Source organism: Streptomyces sp. 8N616 (genome assembly GCF_052246385.1).
GTDB lineage: Bacteria > Actinomycetota > Actinomycetes > Streptomycetales > Streptomycetaceae > Streptomyces.
Genome location: NZ_JBQQBY010000050.1, coordinates 12,234 through 33,815 on the forward strand (window position 1 = coordinate 12,234; position 21,582 = coordinate 33,815).

General features: G+C 70.0%; 20 protein-coding genes and 1 riboswitch. Of the genes, 8 read left to right on the forward strand and 12 right to left on the reverse strand.

Translation table 11 applies throughout. The features are described 5' to 3' along the window. The first annotated feature begins 54 nt into the window (after nucleotides 1-54). The 3 genes from murQ (at nucleotide 55) to ACTWQC_RS32340 (ending at nucleotide 3,200) form a co-directional block, all read left to right on the forward strand. Nucleotides 55-999 carry an N-acetylmuramic acid 6-phosphate etherase gene (gene murQ, locus ACTWQC_RS32330; protein ID WP_443319453.1) on the forward strand — a complete coding sequence of 315 codons (945 nt, stop codon included), beginning with the start codon at nucleotides 55-57 and terminating at the stop codon, nucleotides 997-999. Nucleotides 1,000-1,116: 117 nt separating this feature from the next. Next, nucleotides 1,117-2,655: a PTS transporter subunit EIIC gene (locus ACTWQC_RS32335; RefSeq protein WP_443319415.1), complete on the forward strand. Its 1,539-nt coding sequence runs from the start codon at nucleotides 1,117-1,119 to the stop codon at nucleotides 2,653-2,655. Then, a complete protein-coding gene (locus ACTWQC_RS32340; protein WP_443319416.1) occupies nucleotides 2,652-3,200 on the forward strand; it encodes a SixA phosphatase family protein in 549 nt (182 codons plus the stop codon). The genes ACTWQC_RS32335 and ACTWQC_RS32340 overlap by 4 nt, the downstream gene beginning before the upstream one ends. 136 nt (nucleotides 3,201-3,336) lie before the next feature. Here the strand turns inward: ACTWQC_RS32340 and ACTWQC_RS32345 are convergent, their stop codons facing one another. The 4 genes from ACTWQC_RS32345 to ACTWQC_RS32360 form a co-directional block, all read right to left on the reverse strand. After that, nucleotides 3,337-4,098, reverse strand: a complete 762-nt coding sequence (locus ACTWQC_RS32345; protein WP_443319417.1) for a hypothetical protein — start codon at nucleotides 4,096-4,098, stop codon at nucleotides 3,337-3,339. A gap of 410 nt (nucleotides 4,099-4,508) precedes the next feature. Beyond that, nucleotides 4,509-5,576 (reverse strand): HTTM domain-containing protein, encoded by a 1,068-nt coding sequence (locus ACTWQC_RS32350; RefSeq protein WP_443319418.1) that lies wholly within the window; start codon nucleotides 5,574-5,576, stop codon nucleotides 4,509-4,511. A gap of 238 nt (nucleotides 5,577-5,814) precedes the next feature. Next, complete coding sequence (locus ACTWQC_RS32355) at nucleotides 5,815-6,411, reverse strand: DUF5819 family protein (protein ID WP_443319419.1); 597 nt, start codon at nucleotides 6,409-6,411, stop codon at nucleotides 5,815-5,817. A 533-nt stretch (nucleotides 6,412-6,944) separates the two neighbouring features. Then, entirely contained in the window at nucleotides 6,945-7,397 is a 453-nt protein-coding gene (locus ACTWQC_RS32360) for a hypothetical protein (protein ID WP_443319420.1), read from the reverse strand. A gap of 311 nt (nucleotides 7,398-7,708) precedes the next feature. On the opposite strand from ACTWQC_RS32360, the gene ACTWQC_RS32365 reads away from it, so the two are divergent. Next, the gene (locus tag ACTWQC_RS32365) at nucleotides 7,709-9,124 is read left to right on the forward strand and encodes a phytoene desaturase family protein (protein WP_443319421.1); all 1,416 of its coding nucleotides are present in this window, start codon (nucleotides 7,709-7,711) and stop codon (nucleotides 9,122-9,124) included. A 90-nt stretch (nucleotides 9,125-9,214) separates the two neighbouring features. Here the strand turns inward: ACTWQC_RS32365 and groL are convergent, their stop codons facing one another. The 4 genes from groL to thrC all read right to left on the reverse strand — a co-directional run bounded on the left by groL (nucleotide 9,215) and on the right by thrC (nucleotide 13,788). Continuing rightward, nucleotides 9,215-10,837, reverse strand: a complete 1,623-nt coding sequence (gene groL / locus ACTWQC_RS32370; protein WP_443319422.1) for a chaperonin GroEL — start codon at nucleotides 10,835-10,837, stop codon at nucleotides 9,215-9,217. Between the two features lie 506 nt (nucleotides 10,838-11,343). Next, entirely contained in the window at nucleotides 11,344-11,547 is a 204-nt protein-coding gene (locus ACTWQC_RS32375) for a cold-shock protein (protein WP_003986833.1), read from the reverse strand. Nucleotides 11,548-12,053: 506 nt separating this feature from the next. Then, nucleotides 12,054-12,332 (reverse strand): ubiquitin-like small modifier protein 1, encoded by a 279-nt coding sequence (locus tag ACTWQC_RS32380; RefSeq protein ID WP_443319423.1) that lies wholly within the window; start codon nucleotides 12,330-12,332, stop codon nucleotides 12,054-12,056. Nucleotides 12,333-12,501: 169 nt separating this feature from the next. Then, nucleotides 12,502-13,788 (reverse strand): threonine synthase, encoded by a 1,287-nt coding sequence (gene thrC / locus ACTWQC_RS32385; protein WP_443319424.1) that lies wholly within the window; start codon nucleotides 13,786-13,788, stop codon nucleotides 12,502-12,504. An 18-nt stretch (nucleotides 13,789-13,806) separates the two neighbouring features. Next, a riboswitch (SAM riboswitch) is annotated at nucleotides 13,807-13,951 on the reverse strand. Between the two features lie 174 nt (nucleotides 13,952-14,125). Between thrC and ACTWQC_RS32390 the strand changes: the two genes are divergently transcribed. Together ACTWQC_RS32390 and ACTWQC_RS32395 are read left to right on the forward strand one after the other, a co-directional pair. Next, nucleotides 14,126-15,124 carry a glucosyl-3-phosphoglycerate synthase gene (locus ACTWQC_RS32390; protein WP_443319425.1) on the forward strand — a complete coding sequence of 333 codons (999 nt, stop codon included), beginning with the start codon at nucleotides 14,126-14,128 and terminating at the stop codon, nucleotides 15,122-15,124. Nucleotides 15,125-15,386: 262 nt separating this feature from the next. Further along, nucleotides 15,387-16,841, forward strand: a complete 1,455-nt coding sequence (locus ACTWQC_RS32395; protein WP_443319426.1) for an alpha,alpha-trehalose-phosphate synthase (UDP-forming) — start codon at nucleotides 15,387-15,389, stop codon at nucleotides 16,839-16,841. A 50-nt stretch (nucleotides 16,842-16,891) separates the two neighbouring features. Here ACTWQC_RS32395 and otsB read toward each other — a convergent pair whose 3' ends face one another. The 3 genes from otsB to ACTWQC_RS32410 form a co-directional block, all read right to left on the reverse strand. Further along, the gene (otsB, locus tag ACTWQC_RS32400; protein WP_443319427.1) at nucleotides 16,892-17,734 is read right to left on the reverse strand and encodes a trehalose-phosphatase; all 843 of its coding nucleotides are present in this window, start codon (nucleotides 17,732-17,734) and stop codon (nucleotides 16,892-16,894) included. Nucleotides 17,735-17,944: 210 nt separating this feature from the next. Next, entirely contained in the window at nucleotides 17,945-18,193 is a 249-nt protein-coding gene (locus ACTWQC_RS32405; protein ID WP_443319428.1) for a DUF3263 domain-containing protein, read from the reverse strand. A 13-nt stretch (nucleotides 18,194-18,206) separates the two neighbouring features. Then, complete coding sequence (locus ACTWQC_RS32410) at nucleotides 18,207-19,439, reverse strand: extracellular solute-binding protein (protein WP_443319429.1); 1,233 nt, start codon at nucleotides 19,437-19,439, stop codon at nucleotides 18,207-18,209. Between the two features lie 178 nt (nucleotides 19,440-19,617). On the opposite strand from ACTWQC_RS32410, the gene ACTWQC_RS32415 reads away from it, so the two are divergent. Both ACTWQC_RS32415 and ACTWQC_RS32420 read left to right on the forward strand, forming a co-directional pair. Next, entirely contained in the window at nucleotides 19,618-19,779 is a 162-nt protein-coding gene (locus ACTWQC_RS32415; RefSeq protein ID WP_443319430.1) for a hypothetical protein, read from the forward strand. A 13-nt stretch (nucleotides 19,780-19,792) separates the two neighbouring features. Beyond that, the gene (locus ACTWQC_RS32420; protein WP_443319431.1) at nucleotides 19,793-20,803 is read left to right on the forward strand and encodes an SIS domain-containing protein; all 1,011 of its coding nucleotides are present in this window, start codon (nucleotides 19,793-19,795) and stop codon (nucleotides 20,801-20,803) included. Nucleotides 20,804-21,006: 203 nt separating this feature from the next. Here the strand turns inward: ACTWQC_RS32420 and ACTWQC_RS32425 are convergent, their stop codons facing one another. Further along, nucleotides 21,007-21,582 carry a TerD family protein gene (locus ACTWQC_RS32425; protein WP_443319432.1) on the reverse strand — a complete coding sequence of 192 codons (576 nt, stop codon included), beginning with the start codon at nucleotides 21,580-21,582 and terminating at the stop codon, nucleotides 21,007-21,009.

A 21,582-nucleotide genomic window follows, 5' to 3' on the forward strand; every position in this document is an offset into this window, starting at 1 on the left:
GCCGACCCCGCCGACCCCGCCGACCCCGCCGACCCCGCCGACCCTGCCGACGACATGAGCGATGCCGCAGGCGACTACGCAAGGCTGCGCGCCCAGCTGGACAGCCTCACCACCGAGGCGTTCCGCAGCGAGCTGGCCGACATCGACCAGCTGCCCACCCTCGAGATCGCGAAGATCATGAATGGGGAGGATGCCACCGTTCCCGGGGCGGTCGCCGCGGTGCTCCCGCAGATCGCCGCCGCGATCGATGCCACCGCCGCCCGTATGGCCCGCGGCGGCCGGCTGGTCTACGCGGGCGCGGGCACGGCGGGACGGCTCGGCGTGCTCGACGCAAGCGAGTGCCCCCCGACGTTCAACACCGCGCCCACCGAGGTGGTCGGCCTGATCGCGGGCGGCCCTTCCGCCATGGTGACGTCGGTCGAGGGCGCCGAGGACAGCATGGAGCTGGCGGCCGCGGACCTGGACGCACTGGGCCTCACGGCGGATGACACGGTCGTCGGCATCTCCGCCTCGGGCCGCACCCCGTACGCGATCGGCGCCGTGGAGCACGCACGCACGCGTGGGGCGCTCACCATCGGCCTGTCCTGCAACGCCGGTTCCGCGCTCGCGGCGGCCGCCGAGCACGGCATCGAGATCGTCGTCGGCCCCGAGCTGCTCACCGGCTCGACCCGCCTCAAGGCGGGTACCGCCCAGAAGCTCGTCCTCAACATGCTCTCGACGATCACCATGATCCGGCTGGGCAAGACGTACGGGAACCTGATGGTCGACGTCCGCGCCTCGAACGAGAAGCTGCGCGCCCGCTCACGCCGCATCGTCTCGCTCGCCACGGGTGCGCCGGACGCGGAGATCGAGGCCGCGCTCGCGGCAACGGACGGGGAGGTGAAGAACGCGATCCTCACCATCCTCGGCGGAGTCGACGCCCCGACGGCAGAAAGGCTGCTGGCCGCTTCCCAAGGCCACCTACGCGCAGCCCTCCGCGCGGCACAGAGTTCCGACTGACAGGCGGGTTGTGGGCATTCGTTCCGCCAGGGGCGGAACGGGTGGGCACAACCCGACCACCGGCCCGCACCCGAAGAACAGCCCCCGCACCCGCACAACAGCAAGGCACCTCCGCACATGCCACCAGCACACGAGACCGCAGCCGCGCTCCTCCCCCTCGTCGGAGGAGCGCGGAACGTCACGTCCGTAGCGCACTGCATGACCCGGCTCCGCCTCGGCCTGGCCGACCGCTCCCTCGTACAGGACGAGGCCCTGAGGGCCCTGCCCGCCGTGCTCGGCGTCGTCGAGGACGACACCTACCAGATCGTCCTCGGCCCGGGCACGGTCGCCCGGGTGACGCCGGAGTTCGAGCGGCTGGTGGAGCAGGAGCGCACCGCGCGTGGAGGCGCAACAGGCGCCACCACCGCCGAAGAACTGGCCGCGCACGGCACCGCACTGCGCGCCGCGCAAAAAGCACGCAACGCCACCCCGCTCAAACTCTTCCTCCGCCGCATCGCCAACATCTTCGTCCCGCTCATCCCCGCCCTCATCGGCTGCGGCATCGTCGCGGGCATCAACGGCCTGCTGACCAACCTGGTCAGCACCGGCCACGCCCCCTGGGCGTCCTCCCTCGTCCCGGCGCTCGCCGCCATCGCGTCCGGCTTCCTGTCGCTGATCGCCGTCTTCGTCGGCATCAACACGGCCAAGGAGTTCGGCGGTACGCCGGTGCTGGGCGGCGCCGTCGCCGCGATCATCGTCTACGCGGGCGTGGCCAACGTCAGCGCCTTCGGCCAGAAGCTGGCGCCCGGCCAGGGTGGCGTGCTGGGCGCGCTCGGCGCGGCACTGCTCGCCGTCCAGGTCGAGAAGTGGTGCCGCCGTCGGGTCCCCGAGGCGCTGGACGTCCTCGTGACGCCGACCGTCACCGTGCTGGTATCCGGCCTGGCCACCCTCTTCGGCCTGATGTTCCTGGCCGGCGAAGTGTCCACCGCCATCGGCGACTTCGCGAACTGGCTGCTGTCCGCGGGCGGAGCCTTCGCGGGCTTCGTCCTCGGCGGCCTCTTCCTCCCCCTCGTGATGCTGGGCCTGCACCAGGCCCTGATCCCCATCCACACCACCCTGATCGAGCAGCAGGGCTACACCGTCCTCCTCCCCATCCTCGCCATGGCGGGCGCGGGCCAGGTGGGCGCGGCCGTCGCCGTCCTCCTCCGGCTCCGCCGCAACACCTCGATCCGCAAGACCATCCGCTCGGCTCTCCCCGCGGGCCTGCTGGGCGTAGGCGAACCGCTGATCTACGGCGTTTCGCTGCCGCTCGGCCGCCCGTTCGTCACGGCCTGCATCGGCGGCGCGTTCGGCGGCGGCTTCGTCGGCATGCTCAACCAGCTCGGCGACGCGGTCGGTTCCACGGCCATCGGCCCCTCCGGATGGGCGCTCTTCCCCCTGCTGAAGGGCAACACAGGACTCGCCGCGCTCGTCACCGTCTACGCGGCGGGCCTCCTGGTCGGTTACGCGGCGGGCTTCCTCATCACGTACTTCTTCGGCCTCAGCAGGCAGCAGCGGGCGGAGCTGAACGTCGCCCCGGAGGACGCGGCGGCCGACCCGGCGGCCGCCGACCCGCGCGCCCTCGTCCAGGGCGACCACGACAAGGAGCCGGCGACGTCCGCCGGGGTGGCGCCGTGACAGCGGAGGCCACGGCCGCACGGCCACGGCGCCTGTACGTCCTGCGGCACGCCAAGTCCGCCCGGCCGGACGGAGTGGCCGACCAGGACCGGCCACTGGCCCCGCGCGGCCGCCGCGACGCCCCGGCCGCGGGCCGCTGGCTGCGGGACACCGGCGCGGCTCCCGACCTCGTCCTCTGCTCCCCCGCCTGGCGCACCCGTGAGACATGGGACCTCGCCGCACCCGAACTGCGCGCCGGGGGCGCTGCCCCACAGGTCACCTACGACGCGGGCGTCTACCAGGCCACCGCGGAGGAGCTGCTCGCCCTGGTACGGCAGATCCCCGCAGACGTACGGACGCTGCTGCTGATCGGCCACAACCCGGGCCTCCAGGACCTGATCCTGATGCTCAGCGGCGAGGCGGACGGCGATGCCCTGGTGCGGACCCGCGAGAAGTTCCCCACGTCCGCCATCGCCGTCCTTCGCGTCCCGGATCCCTGGTCGGCCCTCGCGCCGGGTGCCGCCCGGCTGACCGAAATGGCCGTGCCGCGCGGCAGGAAGGGGTGACGCCGTACGCCGCCTGACGGCACGTCCGGCTTCCGGCTTCCGGCGCCCGGCGTCACGCGTCCCGGGTCAGACCTCACGCCTCACGCGTCAGGCGTCAGGCGTCAGGCGTCAGGCGTCAGGCGTCAGGCGTCAGGCGTCAGGCGTCGCACTCTCCCGGTTGCAGCTTCTGCGGCTTGGACAGGGACACCTGGTCCTCCACCGCGCCGTTGGAGGAGTTCTTCACGGGCGAGGTGGCGGTGAAGTCGGTGATGGCCCAGTAGTGGTGGCCGTGTCCCTCGAAGGGGCCCGTCCCCGTGTGCTCGTAGTCGATCCAGAACACTCCGGTGACCTGCTGCCGCTGGTACCGGTGCTGAAGGTGCGCCTTGTGGCCCTCGGGGACGAACGCGCTGAAGCTCTGGGTCGTGCCGGTCGACTGCCCCCAGGTGTGCTGGTACTGGGTCTGGATCGAGGCCTTGACCAGCTTGCTCAGCCCGACCTCGAGGGTGGCGCCGACGGTCACACTGTTCGTCGTGATGTACTCGTTGTGGTCGCTCCAGGTGATGTTGTTCTGCTCGTTTCCGCCCCGGCAGTTGGCGAAGTCGGAGCTCAGCGGCTCCCAGGGGCCGAGCCCTGTGGTCTCCGGCGATCCGTACGGATAGAAGCCGCACGACACCCCGGGCACGTCCATCTCCTGCTCCGCCGCGCAGTCCTCGACTATCTGACGTGCGCTGATCTGGCCTTCGCCGGACGCCTCCGGATACGCCTCCTCCGGGGCGCCGAAGACGGTGCCGTCCCCCAGGCAGACGTACTTGCCCTCGCAGAAGGTCGGGGTCTCGGCGAAGGCGGTACCGGCGCCCAGGGCGCCGAAGGAGAGGGTGGCCGTCACGGCGGCGAGCAGCCGGGACTTGCGGAATCTCATGGAACGATCTCTTCCGGTCGAACGGTGGGGGGTGAGAGATGGTGCAGATGTTTCTGGAGCGAACAACTGCACTGACGGGTGACGCTAGGGAAACCGCCGGGAGCCCACAACGCATCGCACGGGAACGGCCGGAAGCAACAACGGCGTTCGGCGGACTGACGAGTAGCGCTTAGAGTTTCGTAGTTTGTGCATGGTCGGCAGGAGGCGCCGCGGTCAGTGGCGGGCACAGGACTCGTGCATCGAGCTCGCGTCGAACGGGCATCGAATGCTCGGTGCCACCGACCAGATCGCGCCAGTCCGGCACAGGTGAGACGAGAGCCGCGGGAATGAGCAGCCGCGAACGCCCGAGGGCGGCACCCCATGTGCTGGGGTGCCGCCCTCGGTTCGTGCGTCGAGATCGGTTGCTCAGGTCACGTCTGTGCCGCAACCTCCTTGGTCGAACGTGTTGATCCGGGGAAGCCCCGCGCGCGCTCCCACAGGCGTCGGAAGGTATCGGTGCAGCGGGCCCCGGCCCAGAGCAGGAAAGCGGTGGGCAGAAAGAGCATGTCGCACACGATGGCGGCAAGCGACAAGAAGGGAAGGCCCATGAGGACCGCGATCCCCAGGTGCTCAGCGATCATCACCGGAATGAGAACGTTCTTGACCCGTCGGTTCACGAGTACGAAGGGGAAGGCTACCTGCAGGATCACCGTCCCGTAGGTGAGGAGGAAGACGACCACCATGTTCGCCGCGACGAGCTCCGACAACCACGGCCATGGGGTGAGGGTCCACTCCTCGATCCTCAGGGGGTAATACAGCGCGGTGCCGTTCTGCCAGAGGGAACCCTGGATCTTGTACCACCCGGCCGTGGCATAGATGAAGCAGACCTGAACGGCGATCACCAGCATGGCGCAGTTGTGCACCATCTGGGCACCGGCGTCCAGCAGTGCGCGCCCCTGGCTGCGGGGGAACCACCGGTTCACCAGCCACCACAGCCCGTGGACGGCCCACAACCCCCACAGCGCGCCGGCCCAGCCCGTGATATCGAAGCGGAACGTCCACAACAGCAGAAGTCCGAGAGCTTGCCACATCAGGAAACCCCGGCTGTCCTGGCCGGGGTTCGTGCTTCCACACCGGTTTCGACGTGCGTCGAGTGACCAGACCCGACCGCAGCGGGTGAGCACAAGGTAGATCACCATCACCTGCATGATGTTGTCTCCACCGTCCGTCACCAAGGAGTTGCGGTTGGCCAGGGAGTGCACACCGACCATAAGGAAGACCGACGTCGCCCTGGTCCGCCAGCCGAGCATGAGCAGAACAGCCGCGATGATGGTGGCGTGATAGACGAGCTCGAACCACCATCGGCCACTCCACCAGGTGAGCAAGGTGAAGCCGTGTTGCTCCGCGAGAAGACGCCCGGCGAGGTCGAGGCTCCAGGCGCTCCGGTCTCCGTAGAGCACCCGGCGATGCGGCCATTCGCAGATCAGGAAAGCCGCCACGACGAAGGCGAGTCCGATCCGGAAAAGGGCGGCCTGATAGAGGGCGTGGTCTCCCGTGACAAGGGCGATGAACCGTCCCACTCGGCCACCGCGGCCGTGGAAGTCCGAGGTCGCGTCCGACGCAACCGTCTCCGCTCCGGCGGCAGGGGTGCCGTCATTCGCGGTATCGGAGTTCGCACGTGGAGGGAGTGCGGGTGGGGGTACTGCAGGTGTCGTCGCAGCGCGTCCGATCTTCACGTCACAGTCCTCTGCGGTCCGACTCTTGCACCGGCCACCAAGGCAGTCGGGTCACTGTCTTTTCCTTGTCCTTCTCAGCGCTCCACTTGGGGGGCGGTACGGGGATGGTGGTGATGCGGAATTGAATACCCACGGGGTGGCCGTCGCCCTTCCCCTGCAGTCCGAGGCGCTGCAATCCGATGCGCTTGAGGTGAGCCTCAGAGAGTTCGCCGCGGATGCCGATCGGCCTGCCGTCCCGATAATTGTGGAACCTGTTGTAGAAATCCCAGGCTCGGCGGAGCACATTTTGGTGGACATGACTGGGGAATGGATTGTGCGTCACCGCCGCGGTGTCCCGGGCGCTGATATTGACCCATGGCGTGGTCCGGGAGGCAGTCGCGCCACTCGCCATGCGCACTCTGGCTTCGAGCTTGAGCGACTCCTGCAACGGGTTCGGCGCAAACAGCTGCCACCCCTGCAAGAATTCCGGGAGGACGTAGCCGTTGATCTTTTCCTGATATTTCGTTGTGATCGAGTTGGCCGGGGCGATGCTGAGGAACAGCATGGCGAGGTGAAACAACGCGGCAGCCATGAGGACGACGCCGGCCGACACCAGCACGGCAGAAGACCGTGGGGACCAGTTACGTGCGGCCTCGCCGGAAGGCGTGGCGGGAGAATACGACGGCGTTGGCGGGTCACCGTCGGACGCGGGAGAGGCGCTCCGTTCCGGCGCTTGCCGGGATCGCTGCCTTCGCAGGGCCCGGTGGGGAGTCTTCTCGGTATGGAGGCCGACACCCACCCCTGCTCCGGACCTCCCGGGCTTCTCGTCGGCACGACTTGCATGGCCGCCTTGGTCGACGTCTCGGCCGACCCGGCGCTCGGTGGATTGTTCCAATGCTGCTCCTGGTGCTTCGCCGGCACGATTCGATCGTGCGGCGCATGGATGTACCCGCCTGTTCGACGCGCCCCTTGCGTCGTCGCCCGTGCGGCCCCGACCGTCCGAGCTCATACGCGCCTTCCGGCGACCGGCACTGTTGAGCACCGGTCGCCGGAATTTTGACGATCTTCAATTCCCAGCACACGGGAACGGGATCGGCACAACGCGGAGCGCGCAGACGGGTCGGTTGTTCTACATCCCGCCCATGTCCTGCCCTAGCCCTGGCCCATGCCCTGGTTGCCCTGGCCCTGACCCTGGTTGCCCTGGCCCTGACCCTGGTTGCCCTGGCCCTGACCCTGGTTGCCCTGGCCCTGACCCTGGTTGCCCTGGCCCTGGCCCTGGCCCTGGTTGCCCTGGCCCTGACCCTGGTTGCCCTGGCCCTGACCCTGGTTGCCCCTACCGAACCGGAGCACATCAATGTCGATGCTGAACTCCGGGCTGTAGTTGAAGTTCTGGGGGGAATCCTGCTGGCAAATCGCGGAAACCTCGACGCAGTTGTGGTCGAATCTGTCGCCCCCCTCGTAGAAGTTGTGGTCGAACCTGAACTTGATGTTCTTGCCGTGGCCGTTGTCGTGGCCCCGCCACTTGTCCCCGTACTCCCGCCAGTCTTGGGCGTAGTCGTGGGCACCTTCTTGGTCGTCCGCCCAGACGTTCGAGCCGGCCGCCACCCCACCGAAAAGAGTGGCACCAACCACCGAGGCCCCAACGGCCAAGGTCCTGAGGGTACGCAACATCGGTCTTCTCCTGACGTTCAGCGTCGACCACCGACGCTGTGAACGCGGGTGGTCGATATGATGGAAACAACCTTTCTGCGCATGCCATACTGCGCGCCTGCCAGGGCCCGTTAACCTGATCTGCAGACGTGATGCCATCATTCAGACCTCGTATTTCACCCTTTGGGCCATGACAGACCTCGGAGAAATGCGGCTTGAATCCCTGTCAGCCTCGGCCCGTGACCACGGCGATGGAGCCGTGACACATGAGTGAAGCGATGGTGGTGGGGGCCGGTCCGAACGGCATGGCGGCCGCCGTGGCCCTGGCACAGCATGGCGTGGCGGTCAGCGTCCTCGAGGCGGCCGAGGAGATCGGCGGCGGGACAAGGAGCAGCGAACTGACCGTCCCCGGCGTGCTGCACGACCACTGCTCCGCGGTGCACCCGCTGGCCGTCGCCTCACCGTTCCTGCGCTCCCTCGGCCTGGAGAGGTACGGCTTGGAGTGGCTCTGGCCCGACGTGGACCTCGCGCATCCGCTGGAAGGTGGCCGGGCCGCGGTGATGGTCCGCTCCCTTGAACAGACAACGCGTGCTCTCGGCGCGGACGGCCCGGCCTGGGGGCGGCTCTTCGGACCTCTGGCCTCCGGGTTCGACGCGATGGCCGAGGACCTTCTCCGGCCGGTGACGCACGTGCCCAGGCACCCGAGGCGCCTCTTGCGATTCGGGCTCCTCGCGCTCCGGCCTGCCACGGTCACCGCCCGCCGTTGGCGGACGGAGGAGGCGCGTGCGCTGTTCGCCGGCGTGGCGGCGCACGGCTTCCACCCACTGGGCAGCCTTTTGAGTGGAGCGGTCTGCCTCATGCTCACTGCCGCGGGGCACCGGTACGGCTGGCCGGTGGCGCGCGGCGGGTCGCGGGCAATCAGCGACGCCCTCGCCAAGGTCCTCAAGGAGCTCGGCGGCACCGTCGAAACAGGGGTACGGGTGCGCTCCCTCGGCGAGCTGCGAGCGGCGCGAACCGTCCTGTTCGACGTCGCCCCGGGCGCGGCCGCCGACATATGCGGGGACCAGCTACCCCCGCGGGTCCGCCGCGCCTACCGGCGCTGGCGCCACGGGCCGGCGGCGTTCAAGCTCGACCTGGCCGTCGAGGGCGGGGTTCCGTGGACCAACACGGCCTGCCGTCGCGCCGGCACCGTTCACCTCGGCGGTCCCCTGGAGGAGGTCGTCCACGCCGAGCGGGAGACCAGCCGCGGCCGCATGCCCGAGCGTCCGTTCGTCCTGGTCGCCCAGCAGTACCTCGCCGATCCCGACCGGTCCGCCGGGAACATCCACCCGCTCTACGCGTACGCGCATGTCCCGCACGGCTACACGGGTGACGCCACGGACGCCATCCTGAATCGGATCGAGGAGTTCGCACCGGGCTTCCGCGAGGGCGTAGTCGGAAGCTTCGTCCGCTCGACCACCGACATGGCCCACTACAACCCGAACTATGTCGGCGGCGACATTCTCACCGGGGCCAATACTGCTGTGCAGGTGGCGCTGCGACCGCGGGTGGCGCTCGACCCGTACAGCACCGGCATCCCCGGCGTCTTCCTGTGCTCGGCCGCCACCCCACCCGGTGCCGGAACCCATGGCATGTGCGGCTACAACGCAGCGCAGTCCGCGCTGAAATTCCTCGGCCGGTAGCCTCGGCGCCCCGCACGAAAAGCCGCTGGGGCGGCACCTTCACAGGTGCCGCCCCAGCGTTCAGGACTTCTGATCGACCGCTTCGGTCGATCAGAAGTCCATGTCACCGCCCGGCATGCCGCCCGGGGCCGCCGGGGCGGCCTTCTCCGGCTTGTCGGCGATGACGGCCTCGGTGGTGAGGAAGAGCGCCGCGATGGAGGCGGCGTTCTGCAGCGCGGAACGCGTGACCTTGGCCGGGTCGATGATGCCCTCGGCGACCAGGTCGACGTACTCGCCGGTCGCGGCGTTGAGGCCGTGACCCGGGGTCAGGTTGCGAACCTTCTCCACGACGACGCCGCCCTCGAGACCGGCGTTGACCGCGATCTGCTTCAGCGGGGCCTCCAGGGCCAGGCGCACGGCCTGGGCACCGGTGGCCTCGTCACCGTCGAGCTCGAGCTTCTCGAAGACCGAGGAAGCCTGCAGCAGGGCCACGCCACCACCGGCGACGATGCCCTCCTCGACGGCAGCCTTGGCGTTGCGCACCGCGTCCTCGATGCGGTGCTTGCGCTCCTTGAGCTCGACCTCGGTCGCGGCACCGGCCTTGATGACGGCCACGCCGCCGGCCAGCTTCGCGAGGCGCTCCTGGAGCTTCTCGCGGTCGTAGTCCGAGTCCGAGGCCTCGATCTCGGCGCGGATCTGGTTGACCCGGCCCTGGACCTGGTCGCTGTCACCGGCGCCGTCGACGATGGTCGTCTCGTCCTTGGTGATGACGACCTTGCGAGCGCGGCCCAGCAGGTCGATACCGGCGTTCTCCAGCTTGAGGCCGACCTCCTCGGAGATGACGGTGCCACCGGTGAGGATGGCGATGTCGCCGAGCATGGCCTTGCGGCGGTCACCGAAGCCCGGGGCCTTGACGGCGACGGACTTGAAGGTGCCGCGGATCTTGTTGACGACGAGCGTGGACAGGGCCTCGCCCTCGACGTCCTCGGCGATGATCAGCAGCGGCTTGCCGGACTGCATGACCTTCTCCAGCAGCGGGAGCAGGTCCTTCACCGCCGATACCTTGGAGTTGACGATCAGGATGTACGGGTCGTCGAGGACGGCCTCCATACGCTCCATGTCGGTCGCGAAGTACGCGGAGATGTAGCCCTTGTCGAAGCGCATGCCCTCGGTGAGCTCCAGCTCGAGCCCGAAGGTCTGCGACTCCTCGACGGTGATGACGCCTTCCTTGCCGACCTTGTCCATCGCCTCCGCGATGAGCTCGCCGATCTGGGTGTCGGCGGCGGAGATGGAGGCGGTGGAGGCGATCTGCTCCTTGGTCTCCACGTCCTTGGCCTGCTCGAGCAGGGCGGCCGAGACGGCCTCGACGGCCCGCTCGATGCCGCGCTTGAGGGCCATCGGGTTGGCGCCCGCGGCAACGTTGCGGAGGCCTTCCTTGACGAGCGCCTGGGCCAGGACGGTCGCGGTCGTCGTGCCGTCACCGGCGACGTCGTCCGTCTTCTTCGCGACCTCCTTGACCAGCTCGGCGCCGATCTTCTCGTACGGGTCCTCGAGCTCGATCTCCTTGGCGATGGACACGCCATCGTTGGTGATCGTGGGGGCGCCCCACTTCTTCTCGAGGACGACGTTCCGGCCCTTGGGGCCGAGCGTGACGCGGACGGCGTCGGCGAGCTGGTTCATCCCGCGCTCGAGACCGCGCCGTGCCTCCTCGTCGAACGCGATGATCTTGGCCATGTGAAGTGGTCCTCCCGGACTGGGGTGGATTGCTCCGGACCGCGCCCGCGCCCGCGACGGACGGCCTGCACGCCTGACGGTTCCTTGCCCCGCCCAGCCTGCGGGCCTCACCGACCCGGTCCTTCTGTCACTCTCAACGTCAGAGTGCTAACGCCAATGATTAGCACTCTCCCCCCGAGAGTGCAAGGCGGCCCGAAGGGCCTCATTGAGGGGTGGCGGTCGGGCGACGGGTGGGCGCAAGCCGGCCCGAAGGGCCTCGTCGAGGGGTGGCGGTCGGGCGACGGGCGGGCGCAAGCCGCCCGGAGGGCGCCGATGAGGGTGGCGGCCGGGCGACGGGTGGGCGCAAGGCGGCCCGAAGGGCCTCGTTGAGGGGTGGCGGTCGGTGGGGTCCCATACCGAAGGCCAGGGGAGGGTGGGCGCAAGCCGTGTGCCATGGCGAAGGGCCCGCACCCTCGACGGGGTGCGGGCCCTCTTCTAACGCCTGTGGTCAGTCGGCGCGTCCTCGGTCAGCCTGCTACGCGGACCATGTCCGCCTGCGGCCCCTTCTGGCCCTGCGAGATCTCGAACTCGACCCGCTGACCTTCCTCGAGGGTGCGGTAGCCGTCCATCTGAATCGCGCTGTAGTGCACGAAGACGTCCGCACCACCGTCGACCGCGATGAAGCCGTACCCCTTCTCCGCGTTGAACCACTTGACGGTGCCCTGAGCCATCCCTAACTCCCCTATTACTGGCCCTTGCGCAGGACCGCACTCCGCGGACCCGGGTCAGACTTCACCCAGACCTCACCCCCCAAACACGCGGGGGTGTGCGCCGGAACGCCTCGACCGCGGCTGAATGTATCTGCACGGATGCCGTCTGCAACAGGTCAATCCGACGAGAATTCTGGGCGCACCCGATCGGTAATTCCCGTGGAATTAGCAAGAATTCAGGGCAACTCGGGCCGGGCATAACGCATCAAACCGACAAATCGCGCACACACTTGGGACACAACTTGTCGGTTCTCATATGCGTTCGGCAAGGACGCCGGCGGGGGATTGACCAACTGTACCGCGCTCAACCACGTAGAACCGCCCCCTCCGCTTCTCTCACGGAGGGGGCGATCCCGATTACGAAACGTTGTTGAGTTTTGTCCTCAACTATTTTCCGGAGCGGCCGGAGGCGCTGGAGCCACTGGAGCCACTGGAGGTGGCCTGGAGGGGCTGGGGGCTGGAGGCGCTCAGCAGCCGCCCGCGACAGCCGGGATGATCGAGACCCCGGCGCCGTCCGGCGTCGCCGTCTGCAGCCCGTCCTCGAAACGCACGTCGTCGTCGTTGACGTAGACGTTCACGAAGCGGCGGAGCTTGCCCGTGTCGTCCAGGACGCGCGCGGCGATGCCCGGGTGGTTCTTCTCCAGCGACTCGATGACCTCGGCGAGAGTCGCGCCCTCGGCACTCACCTCGGCCTGGCCACCGGTGTAGGTGCGCAGGATGGTCGGGATACGGACGTTGACGCTCATACGGGGTCACCTTCGGTGCGAGGGCGGATTCAGGGTTTCGTGTTCCGGTGCGGGCCGGTGGCCGGGTTGTGCCCACCCTCCCCCAGAGCTTCGCCTGGGTGGGGGTCCCCCCGGCGAAGCCAGGGGGAGTACCCCCAGCCCCGCGGAGCGAATGGCCACAACCCGACGGTCAGTCGGCGAGGCCCGCCTCACGGAACGCGTCGAGGCTCGGGCGGATGGTCGCGGACGGGCCCGTGGTCGGGGCCACCGCGTCAAGCGTCTTGAGGCCGTCGCCGGTGTTCAGCACCACCGTCTCGCCCGCCGGGTCGAGCTGACCCGTCTCGATCAGCTTGCGCAGCACACCCACCGTCACGCCACCCGCGGTCTCCGCGAAGATGCCCTCGGTGCGCGCCAGCAGCTTGATCGCGTCGACGACCTGCTCGTCGTCGACGTCCTCGACCGCGCCACCCGTACGGCGGCAGATGTCGAGCACGTACGGGCCGTCGGCCGGGTTGCCGATGGCCAGCGACTTGGCGATGGTGTCCGGCTTCACGGGCCGTACGACGTCGTGGCCGTCCTTGAACGCCCGCGACACCGGGGAGCAGCCCTCGGCCTGCGCGCCGAAGATCTTGTACGGCTTGTCCTCCACCAGACCGAGCCGGATCAGTTCCTTCAGCCCCTTGTCGATCTTCGTGAGCTGCGAGCCCGAGGCGATCGGGATGACGAGGTTGTCCGGGAGCCGCCAGCCGAGCTGCTCGGCGATCTCGTACGCCAGGGTCTTGGAGCCCTCGCCGTAGTACGGGCGCAGGTTCACGTTGACGAAGCCCCAGCCCTGGCCGAGCGGATCGCCGATCAGCTCGCTGCAGAAGCGGTTCACGTCGTCGTACGTGCCCTCGATGCCCACCAGGTCGCCGCCGTAGACGGCGGCCATCACGACCTTGCCCGCCTCCAGGTCGTGCGGGATGAACACGCAGGACCGGAAGCCGGCACGGGCGGCCGCGGCGCCGACGGCTCCCGCGAGGTTGCCCGTGGAGGAGCAGGAGAGGGTGGTGAAGCCGAAGGCGCGGGCCGCCTCGACGGCGATGGCGACGACGCGGTCCTTGAAGGAGTGGGTGGGGTTCCCGGAGTCGTCCTTGACGTGCAGGCCGCCGGTGACGCCCAGCTCACGGGCGAGGTTGTCGGCCTTCACGAGATGGGTGAAGCCGGGGTTCAGGTTCGGCTTGCTCGCGACGTCGGCGGGGACGGGAAGCAGCGGGGCGTACCGCCAGATGTTGTTCGGGCCTGCCTCGATCCGCTTCCGCAGGCCCTCGGGGTCGCCGCTCGGCAGGTCGTACGCCACCTCGAGCGGCCCGAAACACACCTCGCACGCGAAGATCGGGCCGAGGGCGAATCGCTCGCCGCACTCACGGCAGGACAGGGCGGCGGCCGGTCCGAGAGAGACGGTTTCGGTGCTGTTCGCAACGGTTTGCACAGCCATGGATGGCGAGGCCCTTTCTCCTCATCTTTCCCGTGACGGACTTCGCCACGAGACGGAATTGGCACCTTCCCTAGCCGGGAGCCTCGCCATGCGATGCGCGAGACCGGCTGGAGGGTTGCCGGGGCTTCAACGGGCCGTTTCCCTCTGCCCCTCTGGATGAGCGGTATGGCACCGGGCAGCATCCCCGGGCATTTGTCCGCGCCCACCCCGACATGAAGTGGACACGTGCGTTGTTCAAGACTGTAACGGAAGGCACGGACGGTTGAGGGAGTCGTCCGAACCGCGAGATGGATCACATGGTTCTCATGGGGTCCCGACACCAGGGAGACGAGCGTACGTGCTTGATGAGGTGGAGCGCTGGCTGGAGCGCCGCTCCTGGTCCGCCGCCGATCGTCCGCTGAGCCGGCTCCTCGCCGCCAAGCGGAGCGCAGGGCCCGCAGGGACGGTCACCGTCGTACTCCCCGCGCTCGACGAGGAGACCACAGTCGGGCCGATCGTGGAGACGATCCGCCGCGAGCTGATGAGCGAGGCGGTGCCCCTGGTCGACGAGCTGGTGGTGCTCGACTCCGGCTCCACCGACCGTACGGCCGAGGTGGCCGCCGCGGCCGGGGCCCGGGTGGTGCACCGCGACACGATCCTGCCGCGGCTGACCCCACTGCCCGGCAAGGGCGAGGTGCTGTGGCGCTCGCTCCTGGTCACCAGCGGCGAGATCGTCTGTTTCGTGGATGCCGACCTGCGCGACTTCTCGGCGATCTTCGTGTCCGGGATCGTCGGGCCGCTGCTCACCGAGCCGGATGTGCAGCTGGTCAAGGCGATGTACGACCGCCCGCTGGGCGCGAAGGACGAACGGGGCGGCCGGCTCGCCCGGGGCGAGCAGGGCGGCCGCGTCACCGAGCTGGTCGCCCGCCCGCTGCTCAACCTCCACTGGCCGCGGCTCGCCGGGTTCGTCCAGCCGCTGGGCGGCGAGTACGCGGTCCGCCGCTCGCTGCTCGAGCGGCTCTCGTTCCCCGTCGGCTACGGCGTCGAGCTGGGCATGCTGGTCGACGCGCTGGAGCTGGCCGGGCTGGACGCGCTGGCGCAGGTGGACGTCGGCATACGGCTGCACCGGCACCAGGACGGGCAGGCGCTCGGCCGGATGGCCGCGACGATCTACCGCACCGCGCAGGCACGGCTGGCGCGCGGGCACCTCGTACGGCCGGTGCTGACGCAATTCGACCGCACGGACGAGGGGTTCACCCCGACGGTCCACGAGGTGGCGGCGGAGGAACGGCCGCCGATGATCACGATCCCCGAGTACCGGGTTCGCCGTGCGGCGAGCAAGGACCAAGTGGCCTGAGGCCTGGTTGTGGGCATTCGTTCCGCGGGGCGATGGGGGCACCCCCATGCCGTTCAAGCCATGGGGGAGGGTGGGCCACCACGGCCACCGGCCCGCAGCCGCGTACGAAACGGAAGCCACGGCGAGGGCTGGCGCACCGTTGCCGACCAGAGGCCGGTGGCCGGTTTGTGCCCACCCGTTCCGCCCCGCGGAACGAATGCCCACAAACCGGTGGTGGTGAAGCGCACGTTTGCGCGGATCTGTGGCGGGCTAGGCTCGCGGCATGGTCGCAGAGCAGCAGGCTGCCCAGGTTCTCGTCGCGTCCAACCGCGGCCCGGTTTCGTACGCCCTGCACGAGGACGGTTCGCTCGCCGCCAGGCGCGGCGGAGGCGGGCTCGTCTCCGGCCTCTCGGCCATCGGCCCTGACGCCGGCGCGCTGTGGGTGTGCGCGGCGCTCGGCGACGGCGACCGCGAGGCCGTACGCCGTTCGGGCACCCGCCTCGACCCCGCCGAGACCGGCGGCCAGCAGGTGCGGATGCTCGACATCGACCCCGGAGTCTTCGCCGACGCCTACAACGGCATCGCGAACTCCGTGCTGTGGTTCGTGCACCACATGCTCTACCAGACCCCGCTCGAGCCGGCCTTCGGCGCCGAGTTCCGCGCCCAGTGGGCGGCGTACGAGACGTACAACGCGGCGTTCGCCGACGCCCTCGCCGAGGAGGCCGCAGAGGGCGCCGCGGTCCTGGTGCAGGACTACCACCTCTGCCTGGTCCCCGGCATGCTCCGCAGACGCCGCCCCGACCTGCGCATCGCCCACTTCTCGCACACGCCCTGGGCGCCCCTGGACTACTTCCGGATGCTGCCCGACGACATCGCGCGGCAGCTGCTGCGCGGCATGCTCGGCGCGGACCGGGCGGGCTTCCTCACCCACCGCTGGGCGAACGCGTTCGCCGCCTGCGCCGCGGACGTGCTCGGCGCCCAGGTGGACACCGAGCACGAAGCCGTCACGTACGAGGGCCGTACGACCCGGCTCGGCGTGCACGGGCTCGGCGCCGACGCGGACTTCCTGCGGGAGCGGGCGCACCGGCCGGACGTGGTCGAGCGGATGGCGGCCCTGCGCGAGCAGATCGGCGGACGGGACCGGCGGGTGATCGTCCGGGTGGACCGCACCGAGCTGTCGAAGAACATCGTGCGCGGCCTCCAGGCCTACCGGCAGCTGCTCACCGACCACCCCGAGTGGCGGGGCCTGGTCGTCCACCTGGCCTTCGCCTATCCGTCCCGGCAGGACCTGGCCGTCTACCGCCGCTACACCGAGCAGGTGCAGCGGGTCACCGAGGAGATCAACTCCGAGTTCGGTACGGAGGCCTGGCACCCGGTGATCCTCCACGTGAAGGACGACTTCGCGCGCTCGCTCGCCGCGTACCGGCTGGCGGACGTGGCCCTGGTCAACCCGATCCGCGACGGCATGAACCTCGTCGCGAAGGAGGTTCCGGTCGTCTCGGACGAGGGCTGCGTGCTGGTGCTGTCGCGGGAGGCGGGCGCGTACGAGGACCTCGGCGAGGAGGCGGTCGTCGTGAACCCGTACGACGTGACGGGGACGGCGGATGCGCTGCACCAGGCGCTGGTGCTGTCGGCCGGGGAGCGTGCGGAGCGCACGAAGCGGCTGGCTGCGGCGGCGACTGCGCTGCCCCCGCAGCAGTGGTTCCTCGACCAGCTCAACGCCCTCCGGGCGGGGTGACGAGGTTGTGGGCACGCGTTCCGCGGGGCGGAACGAATGCCCACACGTGGCTACGACAGCGCGTCGGCCAAGGCGTTGATCAGGTCGACCAGCCCAGCGGGGCCGTCGACCACGACATCCGCGCGTTCGGCGAGTTCGGTGACCTCAGTGCTGCCACTGCAGACCAGGACGCCTGGCAGACCGTCGGACCTGAGCTTCTCCACCACGCCGAAGGCGGCGAGGTCCCCCAGGTCGTCGCCCGCGTAGAGCACCGCACCCGCGCCGGACTCCCGCACGTACTCCGCGAGCGCGACGCCCTTGTCCATGCCCGGCGGGCGGAGCTCGAGCACGAGGCGGCCCGGCTCGACGATCAGGCCGTGCCGCTCGGCCAGCGCGTACAGCGGCTCGCGCAGCTGCTCGAAGGCGCGCTGCGGATCGTCGGCGCGGCGGGTGTGGACGGCGATGGCGCGGCCCTTGTCCTCCACGTACGTGCCGCGCCAGGTGCCGTCGCGGTCGAGGACGCCGGGGAGTTCGGCCCGTACGGCGGCGACGCCGGGGTGCGGTTCCGGCTCCTGCACGGCGCCGGAGGCCGCGTCCCAGCGCTCCGCGCCGTACGCCCCCAGGACCACGAGGTGCTCCAGGCCCGGGGCGCCCGCGAAGCCCCCGTAGCGGACGGCGACACGGGCGGGGCGGCCGGTGATCACGGCGACCGAGCCGACCAGCGGGGCCAGCCGGGAGAGCGCCGGCACGGCGCCCGGGTGGGCGCGCGCCTGGTCGGGGTCGGGCACGATCGGGGCGAGCGTGCCGTCGAAGTCAAGGGCCACCACGGCCCGTTCGGACCGCTCGAGCAGCGCGGCGAGGCCGGCGCGGCCCGCGGGTGTGACCGGGGTCGGCAGGGAGTCCGGAATGCCCATACGGCGACCCTACCGTGGTGTGGGCATTCGTTCCGCGGGGGCGATGGGGGAGCCCCCATGCCGTTCAGGCTATGGGGGAGGGTGGGCACACCACGGCCTGCACCCGGCAACGGCGCGCAATCCCCACCGAAGCAGTCCCGTTTCGTAGGCGGCTGCGGGCCGGTGGCCGGGTTGTGCCTTCCGCCCCGCGGAACGAATGCCCACAACCGGTCAGCGGATTCCGCGCCGGGTCTCGCGGATGCGGCGGAGGCGGTTGACCGTCACCGGGTCGTGGGCGAGGGCCCGCGGGTCGTCGAGGAGGGCGTTCAAGAGCTGGTAGTAGCGGGTCGGCGAGATGCCGAGCTGCTCCCTTATGGCCCGCTCCTTGGCACCGGGCCCCGCCCAGCTGCGCCGCTCCACGCCGAGCACGGCGCGGTCCCTGTCGGACAGCTCCCCGCTCTCCCCTTCCCTCATGCCCATCACCATAACGGCCCTACCCGATGGTGCTCCTGGCCGCGCTCTCGGTCGCCTCGGCGTCGCGCTTCAGCGCGCCGAGCACGCTCGCCGGGTCGCCGCCCGGCTCCACGGTCGCGCCGATCGACTTCTTGAGCTTGGAGACGACCGGGCCCCAGGAGAGCTTGCTCACCGGGTAGAACTCGGCGCTCGGCAACTGGTCGAGGAACTCCCAGAGGTGCTTGTTCCGCTTGTCGGCGCGCATCGCCTCGGACGCGGAGTTGGTGACCGGGAGGAGGTCGTACTGGTCCGCGAACTTCAGCACATTCTCCTCGCTGTATACGAAATCGAGGAACTTGCCGGCCTCCTCGCGATGCCGGTTCTGCTTGAACGCCATCATCCAGTCGGCGACACCGGTGGTGGCCGAGGACGGCCCGTCCTTGCCGGGCAGCGGCGCCATGCCGTACTTCACGCCCTTGGCGTCCGCCAGCCGCATGAGCGTGGGGTGGCCGTTGAGCATGCCGACCCGCCCGCGCGCGAAGGCGTCGAAGACTTCCTTGCGGTCGGTCGAACCGGGCTTGGGGTTGGTGAGGCCCTGGGCGACCAGCTCGTCGCGCAGCCACTCGAACGCCCTGACGTTCTCCTTGGAGTCGAGGGTGTAGTTGCCAACGTTGTCGGTGTAACCGCCGCCACCGCCGAGCATCCAGTTCAGCGCCTCGGCCTGCGGCTCCTCGGGGCCGAGCGGCAGCCCGTACGGCACCTGGACGCCGGCCTGCTTCAGCGCCTCGGCGTCCTGCCGCAGCTCTGCCCAGGTCGTCGGCGCCCCGTTGAGGCCGGCCTCGGCGAACAGCGTCTTGTTGTAGAAGAGCACCCGGGTGCTGGAGACGAACGGCAGGCCGTACTGGATGCGGCGTATCTCGCCCGCCTGCGCGAGGCCGGGAAGGAAGTCCGCCTGGGTGGGTATGGAGAGCAACTCGTCGGCTCTGTAGAGGCGGCCCTCGGCCGCGTAGTCGGCGTAGGCGCCGATCTGGGCGATGTCCGGGGCCTCGCCGCGCCTGACCATCTCCGCGACCTCGCGGTCGACGTCGTTCCAGCTGTAGACGGAGACATCGACGTGGATGCCGGGGTTCTCGGCCTCGAACTCCCGGGCCAGTTGCTCCCAGTACTTCCTGGAACCGTTGGCGGCCGAGTCCCCGTAGTCGGCCGCGACGAGCTCGAGCGTCACGTCGCCGACGGAGGAGTCACGTCCGCAGCCGGTGAGGGATAGCGCCATGGCTGTTGCGACACCTGTTGCCATCAAGCCCAAGAACCGCCGCTGCACTGCGAATACCACCCTTTTGTCCTGAACGTCACTTGGTAGTCAGCGCGTCCTCGCTCCGGCATGAAGGAACGGGTATTCGCCCGCGCGCCCCCTAAGGTCTACACCAGGTCTACACCAAAGGAACCCGCTCGTGAGAATCGCCCTTTCCTCCCGCAGGTCAGGACTGCTATTCACGACGGGGACCGAGGCTCGGGACCGCCTCCACGACCGCTTGCAAGGCCAAGCGCTGACCCGCATCGACCGCCCGGACCGCCCTGCCCCCAACCGCATCGACCTCGCCGACCCCCACTGAAGGAGCAGCCGACATGGCGGCAGCAGAGCAGCCCCCGACCTCGAGGACCGCAGCCGAGATCGCCACCCAGCCCAGCTGCTGGCGGCGCGCGGCGGAGGCCGCGGCCGCCGGGGCGGGGCTGCCGCGGCCGGGCGAGCGGGTGGCGGTGACCGGGTGCGGCACGTCGTGGTTCATGGCGCAGGCGTACGCGGCGCTCCGCGAGGCCGCGGGGCAGGGCGAGACGGACGCCTTCGCGGCGTCGGAGTTCCCGCTCGGGCGCCCGTACGACCGGGTCGTCGCCATCACCCGGTCCGGGACGACGACGGAGGTCCTGGACCTCCTGGCCTCGCTGCGCGGCCGTACGGGTGCGACTGGCGCGGCCGCCACCACTGCGACCGCCTCCCCTGCCCCCGCCGCCCCTGCGACTACGGCCCTCACTGGGGACCCGAAGACGCCGGTGCTGGAGGCGGCCGGCGCCGTTGCGGTGCTGGACTGGGCTGACGAGGAGTCGGTCGTCCAGACCCGCTTCGCGACCACGGCCCTCGCGTACCTGCGAGCCGGTCTCGAGGCGCACGGGCCGCTCCCCGCGGGCGTGAAGACGGTCGCCGAAGCCGCCGTCGACGCCGAACTCGCCGTCACCCAGCCGGTACCGGAGACGGTGCTCGCGGCCGAGCAGTGGACCTTCCTGGGGCGCGGCTGGACATACGGCCTCGCGCAGGAGGCGGGCCTGAAGATGCGCGAAGCGGCGGGTGCCTGGACCGAGTCCTACCCGGCGATGGAGTACCGGCACGGGCCGATCTCGATCACCGGGCCGGGGCGCGTTGCCTGGGTGTTCGGTGCGCTGCCGGAGGGGCTGGCAGCGGATGTCGCCCGGGTCGGCGGCGCGCTGCTCGCCGACTCGGACGGCTCGACGGGGCCGCGGGCGCTGGACCCGATGGCGGATCTGATCCGCGCTCAGCGGCTGGCGGTCGCGGTGGCGGAGACGAGGGGCTACGACCCGGACCGCCCGCGGAACCTCACGCGCAGCGTGATCCTCGCCGGATAGGCCGCTCCGCGCCGCACGAAGCCCGGCCTCCGGCCGGAAGCCGGATTGTGGGCATGCGTTCCGCGGGGCGGAACGCATGCCCACACCCTTGCACCTCAGCTCGCGCGGAGGGCCGGGCCCTTTCGGGGCCGGCCCTCCGCATTGCGTCGACGCGTCGCTGCGCCGCCGGCGGCTCAGCGTCAGTCGGCACGCCGGGCGCGACCTCAGACGTTGACGCCGAAGTCCTGAGCGATGCCGGCCAGGCCGGACGCGTAACCCTGGCCCACCGCGCGGAACTTCCACTCCGCGCCGTTGCGGTACAGCTCGCCGAAGACCATCGCGGTCTCGGTCGCCGCGTCCTCGCTGAGGTCGTAGCGGGCGATCTCGGCGCCGCCGGCCTGGTTGATGATGCGGATGTACGCGTTGCGCACCTGGCCGAAGTTCTGGCTGCGGGACTCCGCGTCGTAAATGGAGACGGGGAAGACGATCTTGTCCACGTCGGCCGGGAGGCCGGCCAGGTTCACGTTGATGGCCTCGTCGTCGCCCGCGCCCTCGCCGGTGCGGTTGTCACCCGTGTGCACGATCGTCTGGTCCGGGGTGGACTTGTTGTTGAAGAAGACGAAGTGGCCGTCGGAGACGACCTTTCCGCCCGGATTGACGGCGATCGCGCTCGCGTCCAGGTCGAAGTCCGTGCCGGTGGTGGTGCGGACGTCCCAGCCGAGGCCGACCGTGACGGCGGTGAGGCCCGGGGCCTCCTTCGTGAGCGAGACGTTGCCGCCCTTGGACAGGCTTACAGCCAT

What these genes read in the sequence shown, in the direction of transcription:
- ACTWQC_RS32410 (WP_443319429.1), bottom strand. Translation starts at nt 19,439, where the DNA reads ATGGCGCTATCCCTCACCGGCTGCGGACGTGACTCCTCCGTCGGCGAC.
- ACTWQC_RS32395 (WP_443319426.1), top strand. Translation starts at nt 15,387, where the DNA reads ATGGTCGCAGAGCAGCAGGCTGCCCAGGTTCTCGTCGCGTCCAACCGC.
- ACTWQC_RS32335 (WP_443319415.1), top strand. Translation starts at nt 1,117, where the DNA reads ATGCCACCAGCACACGAGACCGCAGCCGCGCTCCTCCCCCTCGTCGGA.
- ACTWQC_RS32420 (WP_443319431.1), top strand. Translation starts at nt 19,793, where the DNA reads ATGGCGGCAGCAGAGCAGCCCCCGACCTCGAGGACCGCAGCCGAGATC.
- otsB (WP_443319427.1), bottom strand. Translation starts at nt 17,734, where the DNA reads ATGGGCATTCCGGACTCCCTGCCGACCCCGGTCACACCCGCGGGCCGC.
- groL (WP_443319422.1), bottom strand. Translation starts at nt 10,837, where the DNA reads ATGGCCAAGATCATCGCGTTCGACGAGGAGGCACGGCGCGGTCTCGAG.
- ACTWQC_RS32405 (WP_443319428.1), bottom strand. Translation starts at nt 18,193, where the DNA reads ATGGGCATGAGGGAAGGGGAGAGCGGGGAGCTGTCCGACAGGGACCGC.
- ACTWQC_RS32345 (WP_443319417.1), bottom strand. Translation starts at nt 4,098, where the DNA reads ATGAGATTCCGCAAGTCCCGGCTGCTCGCCGCCGTGACGGCCACCCTC.
- thrC (WP_443319424.1), bottom strand. Translation starts at nt 13,788, where the DNA reads ATGGCTGTGCAAACCGTTGCGAACAGCACCGAAACCGTCTCTCTCGGA.
- ACTWQC_RS32365 (WP_443319421.1), top strand. Translation starts at nt 7,709, where the DNA reads ATGAGTGAAGCGATGGTGGTGGGGGCCGGTCCGAACGGCATGGCGGCC.
- ACTWQC_RS32375 (WP_003986833.1), bottom strand. Translation starts at nt 11,547, where the DNA reads ATGGCTCAGGGCACCGTCAAGTGGTTCAACGCGGAGAAGGGGTACGGC.
- ACTWQC_RS32425 (WP_443319432.1), bottom strand. Translation starts at nt 21,582, where the DNA reads ATGGCTGTAAGCCTGTCCAAGGGCGGCAACGTCTCGCTCACGAAGGAG.
- ACTWQC_RS32380 (WP_443319423.1), bottom strand. Translation starts at nt 12,332, where the DNA reads ATGAGCGTCAACGTCCGTATCCCGACCATCCTGCGCACCTACACCGGT.
- murQ (WP_443319453.1), top strand. Translation starts at nt 55, where the DNA reads ATGAGCGATGCCGCAGGCGACTACGCAAGGCTGCGCGCCCAGCTGGAC.